Genomic DNA, 7,728 nt, shown 5'->3' on the forward strand with positions numbered 1-7,728 from the left:
ACAAATAGACGTATAAACCTTATGGTTAAAAGCTTGACTAAAACAGTCAGGTAAATACTTGACCGTTTTAGTCAGGTATGCGACACTCCTCCCATACATATAAGTGGGTAGCGGTGTGTTATGAGATTGACATCAAAAGGAAGATACGCAGTAACAGCCATGCTAGATGTGGCTCTGCATTCTCAAGATGGTCCTGTTCCTCTGGCTGATATTTCAGAGCGTCAGGGGATTTCACTGTCTTATTTGGAACAGCTTTTCTCTCGCCTGCGCAAGGCTGGCCTGGTTGCCAGTGTTCGTGGTCCCGGTGGTGGTTACCGCCTGGGTGAAGATGCGGACAGCATTGCAGTAGGTATGGTCATTGCAGCTGTTGATGAATCGGTTGATGCCACCAAGTGCCATGGAAAAGGGGATTGTCAGGGTGGTGTACGCTGCTTGACACATACTCTATGGCACGACCTGAGCTCCCGGATCAGCGGCTTTTTGAACAACATCACTCTTGGTGAGCTGATGAAAGACAATGATGTACAGGAAATCTCTGATCGCCAGGATCTGGGCCGACACAAAGCATCATTTGTAAATAATAATACACACGACAACGCCACTATAGGTGTCGATGTTCGCTCCTAGAGACTAGACGTCCGTGTTTTCGGAGAAGAAGATGAAACTGCCAATATATTTTGATTATTCCGCTACTTGCCCAGTAGATCCCCGTGTTGCCGAGAAGATGATGCAATGCCTGACTATGGATGGTAACTTCGGTAACCCGGCTTCTCGTTCTCACCGTTACGGTTGGCAGGCAGAGGAAGCAGTCGATACGGCACGTGAAAATATTGCCGATTTGCTTAATGCGGATCCGCGTGAAATCGTCTTTACGTCAGGCGCAACGGAATCTGACAACCTGGCTATTAAGGGTGCTGCGCACTTCTACGGCAAAAAAGGTAAACACGTTATTACCTGTAAAACAGAACACAAAGCGGTTCTGGACCCATGCCGCCAGCTAGAGCGTGAAGGCTATGAAGTGACTTATCTTGAGCCAGAATCAAACGGTCTGATTGACCTAGCGAAGCTGCGTGATGCGATGCGTGAAGACACTGTATTGGTGTCTATCATGCACGTGAATAACGAAATTGGTGTTATTCAGGACATCACGGCTATCGGCGAGCTATGTCGTGAGAAGAAAGTCATTTTCCACGTGGATGCCGCCCAGTCTGCCGGCAAGCTGCCAATCGACGTTCAGGAAATGAAAGTCGATCTGATCTCGCTGTCTGCGCATAAAATTTACGGCCCTAAGGGTATCGGTGCACTGTATGTGCGTCGTAAGCCACGTATCCGTCTTGAGGCACAAATGCACGGTGGCGGCCATGAGCGTGGTTTCCGCTCAGGTACTTTGGCGACCCACCAAATCGTTGGTATGGGCGAAGCCTTCCGTGTTGCCAAAGAAGATATGGACAAAGATTACCAGCACGCGCTTGCGCTGCGTAATCGTCTGCTTGAAGGTGTTAAAGACATCGAAGCGATGACCATCAATGGTGATATGGAACAACGTCTGCCTAATAACCTGAACATCAGCTTTGCTTTCGTTGAAGGTGAATCCCTGCTGATGGCGCTGAAAGATCTTGCGGTGTCCTCTGGTTCGGCGTGTACGTCTGCCAGCCTGGAGCCTTCGTATGTACTGCGTGCGCTGGGTCTGGACGATGAACTGGCACACAGCTCAATTCGTTTCTCTTTCGGTCGCTTCACGACGGAAGAAGAAGTAGACTATGCAGTTTCGCAAATCCGCGGTGCGGTTGAGAAATTGCGTGAAATGTCTCCGTTGTGGGATATGTATAAAGAAGGCATTGACCTGAACACAGTCGAGTGGGCACACCACTAATCTTGCGGTCATAACGTATTCGAGGAGATATATCATGGCATATAGCGAAAAAGTCATCGATCATTACGAGAACCCGCGTAACGTGGGCTCATTTGACAAAAACGACAAGAGCATCGGTAGCGGTATGGTGGGTGCACCTGCGTGTGGCGATGTGATGAAACTTCAGATTAAAGTGACTGAAGAAGGCATCATCGAAGATGCGAAGTTTAAAACATACGGTTGTGGTTCGGCGATTGCGTCAAGCTCTCTGATCACCGAGTGGGTGAAAGGAAAGAGCCTGGACGAGGCGGCTTCAATCAAAAACTCGGCGATCGCAGAAGAGCTTGAACTGCCACCGGTAAAAGTTCACTGCTCGATTCTTGCTGAAGATGCAATCAAAGCCGCAGTTAGCGATTACAAGAAGAAACACGAAGAAAATTAATCTCCTGAGGGTTGTTGTATGGCCATTACTATTACTGAAGCGGCGGCAAGTCGCGTAGCTACTTTCCTAGAGAACCGAGGCAAAGGCATTGGCCTGCGTTTAGGTGTCCGTACTTCAGGGTGTTCAGGAATGGCTTATGTCCTTGAGTTCGTTGATGAACTGAATGAAGAGGATACGGTATTCGAAGAGAAAGGCGTTAAAATCATTATTGATGCCAAGAGCCTTGTCTATCTCGACGGTACTGAGCTGGATTTCGCCAAAGAAGGGCTAAATGAAGGCTTCCAGTTCAACAACCCGAACGTTTCAAGCGAGTGTGGTTGTGGTGAGAGCTTCAACGTCTAATCGCTGTTTCAACTGAGCCTGATAGCTAGCTGTTTAGTTATCAGGTTCGGTCTCTATAGATATCAGACGCTATATGAATCATTTCGAATTATTTGGGCTACCTTTCCAGTTTGAACTGGATGGTAGCCTTCTTTCAACTCAGTTCCGGGAACTGCAACGTCGTTTCCACCCTGACAATTTCGCAGTCGCCTCTGAGCGAGACCGTTTAATGGCGGTTCAGAAAGCTGCGCAAATTAACGATGCCTTTCAAACGCTGAAAAGTCCTATTGCTCGAGCAGAATATATGCTCTCTGAGAAGCATGTGGATATTCGCGGCGAGAACAAGACATTGCAAGACCCAGAATTCTTGATGCAGCAGATGGAACTGCGTGAAGCTCTGGAAGAAATCCCTGATGCCACTGATCCTGAGTCGGCGCTGTTCGACTTTGAGCAGCAGGCGTCGGCGATGTACAAGTCGCAGTTGGCGGATCTAGAGCAATTATTAAATAATGAAAGCTGGGAACAAGCAGCGGATGCCGTGCGCAAGCTGAAGTTTATTGATAAGCTGCGTAACGAAGTTGAGCGCCTTGAAGAAACGTTGTTCGACTGATCCTTTCCCGATTCCAGCATTAACTCCACAGGAACGATAATGGCACTGTTACAGATTGCTGAACCAGGTCAAAGTGCAGCACCGCACCAACACAAACTGGCGGTGGGTATTGATCTGGGTACCACAAACTCTCTCGTGGCTGCGGTTCGCAGCGGCGTTCCGGAAACGCTACAGGATGCGCAGGGCCGGGCTATTTTGCCGTCGGTGGTGCATTACGGCGAAGACGACGCAGTACTGATTGGCCAGGAAGCAAGGGCGTTGGCTCAGCTGGATCCTGAAAATACGATTTTTTCCGTAAAACGTATGATGGGTCGCTCTCTGGCTGACATTCAGCAACGCTATCCGCAGCTACCTTACCAGTATCAGGCAACCGATAATGGCCTGCCTCAGCTTGTTACCCGCAGCGGACTGGTGAACCCGGTCCAGGTCTCGGCAGAGATCCTGAAGACGCTCAGTGAGCGTGCCAAGGAGACACTGGGCGGTGACCTGGAAGGGGTCGTGATCACGGTTCCTGCCTATTTTGATGATGCCCAGCGTGCCGGTACCAAAGATGCGGCCAAGCTGGCGAACCTGAACGTTCTGCGCCTGCTTAACGAGCCGACAGCGGCTGCGATTGCCTATGGCCTGGACTCCGGCCAGGAAGGCGTCATTGCCGTATACGACCTTGGCGGCGGTACGTTTGACATTTCTATCCTTCGCCTGTCGAAAGGTGTTTTCGAAGTGATGGCGACAGGCGGTGATTCTGCTCTGGGCGGCGATGATTTCGACCACCTGCTGGCTGAGTGGATTGCCGAGCAGGCCGGTTTTGACGGCCAGCTTTCTGCGCAGCAGTCGCGTGCTCTGCATGATGCAGCGACGGCGGCGAAGATTGCCCTGACCGAGGCAGATGAAGCCGATATTGATGTGCTGGACTGGCAGGGAACAGTTAGCCGCGAGCAGTTCAATGCGCTCATCCAGCCGTTGGTGAAGAAAACCCTAATGGCTTGCCGCCGTGCAATCAAGGATGCATCGATTGAAATCGATGAAGTGATTGAAACGGTCATGGTCGGTGGTTCGACGCGCGTTCCGCTGGTCCGTGAAATGGTCGGTAGTTACTTCGGCAAAGATCCGTTGACCTCGATTGACCCGGATCAGGTAGTTGCAATTGGTGCCTCTATCCAGGCGGATATTCTGGCGGGCAACAAACCGGACTCTGATATGTTGCTGCTTGATGTTATTCCGCTGTCACTGGGTATCGAAACCATGGGCGGAATGGTCGAGAAGATTATTCCTCGCAATACCACAATCCCTGTTGCCCGTGCGCAGGAATTTACCACCTTCAAAGATGGTCAGACGGCAATGTCAGTGCACATTGTTCAGGGTGAACGTGAAATGGTGAGTGACTGCCGTTCGCTGGCTCGTTTTACCCTGCGTGGTATTCCTGCCATGGCAGCGGGTGCGGCGCATATTCGTGTGACTTACCAGGTTGACGCTGATGGCTTGCTATCGGTCACGGCAATGGAAAAGAGCAGCGAAGTTCAGTCATCCATTCAGGTGAAGCCGTCATATGGCCTGACGGATGATGAAATCGCCACTATGATCCGTGAGTCGATGACCCATGCGCAGGAAGACAAAGATGCCCGTACACTTGCCGAGCAGCAAGTTGAAGCGGACCGCGTTCTCGAAGGATTGATCACAGCGCTGGCAGCAGACGGTGATACCCTGCTGACAAAAGAAGAGCGTGACGAGCTAGAAGCTGTCATGATGGAGCTGGTTCAATTGCGTCAGGGCACTGATCCGCATGCGATTGAACAAGGTATTAAGAAAACAGATAAAGCTAGCCAGGAGTTCGCCTCTCGCCGAATGGACAAGTCTATTCGTCAGGCACTGGCTGGTCATTCGATTGATGAGGTTTAGGCATGCCTAAAATTGTTGTACTACCCCACGAAGAACTTTGCCCGGAGGGCGCAGTACTAGAAGCAGAGAGCGGCCAAACCGTCTTGGATGTTGCGCTGAAAAATGGTATCGGCATTGAGCACGCATGTGAGAAATCCTGTGCCTGCACTACTTGCCATGTGATTATTCGTGAAGGTTTTGACTCTCTGGAAGAGAGTGAAGAGCTGGAAGACGATATGCTGGACAAGGCCTGGGGCCTTGAGCCAGAGTCACGCCTGGGTTGCCAGGCGGTGGTGGCTGACGAAGATTTGGTGGTGGAAATTCCGAAATACACCCTGAATCTGGCGTCGGAAAACCACTAAGGCCTCGGCCAGTCTGTCTGTTCATTGTTGCTTCATCAGTGGGCAGACAGGCTACAATAAAGTATTCCTTTCTGGTTGATAGCAGGTGAATGTGATGGGTTTGAAATGGATTGACTCGCAAGATCTGGCCATTGAACTGCTAGAACAGTTCCCGGATATTGACCCGACGACAATACGATTTACCGATCTCAGGGAATGGATATTGGCGCTGGAAGACTTTGACGATGATCCAGATCACTGTAACGAGCGCATCCTTGAAGCGGTACAGATGTGCTGGATCGAAGAGGCGAGCTGATGCAGCGATAAGCCTCTTCCCCCTTCCTTATCCTACCCTATATTGTTTCCTACTCGGCTCATTATTCAACGAGCCGTATCTGCAACACGATCTTGCTCTTACTCTTGATGTAAATATCTTGTTTATTTCGATATGCCGATGCAGAGTAACGGAAATTTCTGAATAATTGGTTTTTCACGAAATGATTAACCATGAATTTAAGAGTTAGCGGGCTTAATTGCCTGCTTTGTTATTTTTCAGCCGAGAACTCCCTTGCAATACAAGACAATGCCCCCATAACTTCTCTAGGTGTGGTAACAGCGATGTCATTAAATTGTTGCCTGATCACAATATAGAAGTTGGGGCTAAGTCGGTTTTCGGAGTCGGCTATACCCTATAATTGGTATTCACAATGCAATGGCTGGCTGTTGCGGTGAGTAGCAGAACCCAAGGAGTAATTCATGTCTGCCAATATGTTCGTTTTCTTATCCCAGGAAGTTGCCGATGAGAAGTGGGGCAAAAATGCACTAGTGACCTTTGAGGCCGAAGGGGCAAAGGTTCACCTGACTGCGGAGAATCCGTTAGCCGCGATTCAGCGCGCGGGACGCAAACTAGATGCTCAGGGCATCAAGCAGGTAACGTTGGCAGGGGATGAGTGGGATCTGGAGAGCATCTGGGCATTTATTCAGGGACACCGCAATGCCAAGCCGGGTAACGAGGTGGTATGGAGCGGACTGGGTGAAGAAGAAGCGGAACTTCAGGCCCGTCTGACAGCGACGAACTGGGTACGTGAAATTATCAACCAACCTGCTGAAATTGTGCGTCCGTCACAGCTGGCTGCTCGTGCGGGTGAGTTTATCAAGTCACTGGCACCTGAGCATGTGACTTACAAAATTATCAAGGGCAATGATTTGCTGGACGAGGGGTGGAACGGTATCCATACCGTGGGTCGCGGCTCCGAGCGCTCTTCAGCGATGCTGCGCCTCGACTATAATCCGACAGGTGATGCCGATGCGCCGGTACACACTTGCCTGGTGGGTAAAGGGATTACTTTTGACTCGGGTGGCTACAGCCTGAAACCATCTGGCGGCATGACGGCGATGAAGGCTGACATGGGCGGCTCGGCCATGGCAACCGGCGGTTTGGCGCTGGCGATTGCCCGTGGCACCCAAAAACGTATTAAGCTAATTCTGTGCTGTGCCGAGAACATGGTATCGGGTCGGGCCTTCAAGCTAGGCGATATTATTACCTATAAGAATGGTAAAACGGTAGAGATCCTCAATACCGATGCCGAAGGGCGACTGGTACTGGCTGACGGTCTGATTTACGCCAGCTCGCAGAATCCTGAGGTGATCATCGACTGTGCGACCCTGACCGGATCGGCGAAAAATGCGTTGGGTAACGATTATCATGCGTTGTTCAGCTTTGACCACGATTTGGCACAGCGTGCCTTGATGGCAGCCAGTGATGAGCTCGAAGGGCTATGGCCGTTGCCGCTGGCCGATCACCACCGTGCCATGATGCCATCGAACTTTGCCGATTTGTCGAATGTGTCGATGGGGGATTTCCTGCCGGGTGCAAGCACCGCGGCCGCATTCCTGTCGTATTTCGTTGAAGATTACAAAAACGGCTGGATGCACATTGATGCCAGCGGTACATACCGCAAAACGGCCAATGACAAGTGGGGGGCTGGTGCCACAGGCATGGGCGTACGCACTCTGGCAAACATCCTCTGCGACGAAGAATAAGCCATAGCGTCGTTACATTAACTTGTTGGCAAATCACCGTTACGTAGCTCGTGGCGGTGATTTGTTACTTATAACGGAAAGAGAGTTTATGTTAAGGATTACACTTTCGGCAGAGCCAAGCGCAGGAGCGTGGGGCGAGAAAGCACTGCTGTCGTATCAAGAAGATGGTGCCGTGATCCACTATAGTGGCGACTACCCGCTACGCCGTATTCAGCAGGCCGCTCGCCAGCTGCAATCACAGGGA

Annotated in this window: 9 protein-coding genes and 1 pseudogene; all 10 read left to right on the forward strand. The window is 50.8% G+C overall.

The window, feature by feature from the left end:
• The first annotated feature begins 120 nt into the window (after window positions 1–120).
• Entirely contained in the window at window positions 121–627 is a 507-nt protein-coding gene (iscR, locus tag MHN01_RS10255; protein WP_239411265.1) for a Fe-S cluster assembly transcriptional regulator IscR, read from the forward strand.
• A 31-nt stretch (window positions 628–658) separates the two neighbouring features.
• Window positions 659–1,873: an IscS subfamily cysteine desulfurase gene (locus tag MHN01_RS10260; protein WP_239411266.1), complete on the forward strand. Its 1,215-nt coding sequence runs from the start codon at window positions 659–661 to the stop codon at window positions 1,871–1,873.
• Between the two features lie 34 nt (window positions 1,874–1,907).
• Entirely contained in the window at window positions 1,908–2,294 is a 387-nt protein-coding gene (iscU, locus tag MHN01_RS10265) for a Fe-S cluster assembly scaffold IscU (RefSeq protein ID WP_075763642.1), read from the forward strand.
• A gap of 18 nt (window positions 2,295–2,312) precedes the next feature.
• Window positions 2,313–2,636, forward strand: coding sequence for an iron-sulfur cluster assembly protein IscA (iscA, locus tag MHN01_RS10270; protein ID WP_075763643.1), 324 nt, complete (start codon window positions 2,313–2,315; stop codon window positions 2,634–2,636).
• Window positions 2,637–2,709: 73 nt separating this feature from the next.
• Window positions 2,710–3,225, forward strand: a complete 516-nt coding sequence (gene hscB, locus MHN01_RS10275; protein ID WP_075763644.1) for a co-chaperone HscB — start codon at window positions 2,710–2,712, stop codon at window positions 3,223–3,225.
• A 39-nt stretch (window positions 3,226–3,264) separates the two neighbouring features.
• The gene (gene hscA / locus MHN01_RS10280; protein WP_239411267.1) at window positions 3,265–5,121 is read left to right on the forward strand and encodes a Fe-S protein assembly chaperone HscA; all 1,857 of its coding nucleotides are present in this window, start codon (window positions 3,265–3,267) and stop codon (window positions 5,119–5,121) included.
• Window positions 5,122–5,123: 2 nt separating this feature from the next.
• Window positions 5,124–5,462, forward strand: a complete 339-nt coding sequence (fdx, locus tag MHN01_RS10285) for an ISC system 2Fe-2S type ferredoxin (protein WP_075763646.1) — start codon at window positions 5,124–5,126, stop codon at window positions 5,460–5,462.
• A gap of 94 nt (window positions 5,463–5,556) precedes the next feature.
• Window positions 5,557–5,757, forward strand: a complete 201-nt coding sequence (iscX, locus tag MHN01_RS10290; protein ID WP_239411268.1) for a Fe-S cluster assembly protein IscX — start codon at window positions 5,557–5,559, stop codon at window positions 5,755–5,757.
• Window positions 5,758–6,197: 440 nt separating this feature from the next.
• A complete protein-coding gene (pepB, locus tag MHN01_RS10295; protein ID WP_239411269.1) occupies window positions 6,198–7,484 on the forward strand; it encodes an aminopeptidase PepB in 1,287 nt (428 codons plus the stop codon).
• A gap of 88 nt (window positions 7,485–7,572) precedes the next feature.
• Window positions 7,573–7,728: pseudogene (locus MHN01_RS10300) on the forward strand (putative peptidase); the annotation flags it as partial.

This window comes from Photobacterium sp. OFAV2-7, from assembly GCF_022347985.1.
In the GTDB taxonomy this organism is placed as follows: domain Bacteria; phylum Pseudomonadota; class Gammaproteobacteria; order Enterobacterales; family Vibrionaceae; genus Photobacterium.